Here is a 757-nt window from a genome sequence, read left to right as displayed (position 1 = left end):
GGTGGAGGCCTCTTCCCTCAAAGCAGAGGTGATCGCCGGGATCGACCTGGTTGTGGTGCGCGAGCTCACCGGCGGCATCTACTTCGGCCAACCCAAAGGGATCTTCACAGATGCCACGGGATCCCGGCGGGGTGTAAACACCATGGCCTACAGCGAGGCCGAGGTGGATCGCATTGCCCGCGTGGCCTTCGAACTGGCTCGCAAGCGACGGCGCAAGCTCTGCTCAGTGGATAAGGCCAATGTCCTGGAAGTGTCGCAACTGTGGCGGGAGCGGGTTACCGCCATTGCGGCTGAGTACCCCGACGTGGAGCTTTCCCACCTGTACGTCGATAACGCTGCCATGCAGTTGGTGCGCTGGCCGAAGCAGTTTGACGTCATTCTCACGGAGAACCTCTTCGGGGATATTCTTTCCGATGAGGCAGCGATGCTGACTGGATCCATCGGCATGTTGCCCTCTGCCTCTTTGGGATCCTCTGGCCCTGGGGTATACGAGCCAGTACACGGGTCAGCCCCCGATATTGCCGGACAAGACAAGGCCAACCCTCTTGCCCAGGTGCTCTCTGGGGCAATGCTGCTACGCTACTCTTTGGATCAGCCCCAAGCTGCCGACCGCATCGAGCAGGCTGTCGAGGCAGTTTTGGCCCAGGGCTACCGCACCGCCGACATCTACTCGGAGGGGATGACCCTCGTAGGCTGCCGCGAGATGGGAGAAAAGATCTTGGCTACTCTGGCCCAGCAGCAAGCCTCCCCCCAAGGA

Annotated in this window: 1 protein-coding gene; it reads left to right on the top strand. The window is 61.2% G+C overall.

Translation table 11 applies throughout. From position 1 onward, the window contains the following. Positions 1-757 (top strand): 3-isopropylmalate dehydrogenase (leuB, locus tag NW858_RS09180; RefSeq protein WP_414520340.1); only part of this gene is annotated, 757 nt, incomplete at both ends.

It is taken from the genome of Synechococcus sp. H55.10 (assembly GCF_047502715.1).
Lineage (GTDB): Bacteria > Cyanobacteriota > Cyanobacteriia > Thermostichales > Thermostichaceae > Thermostichus.
The sequence above is the reverse complement of the archived record's forward strand: the minus strand, read 5'-3'. Positions and strand labels throughout refer to the sequence as shown.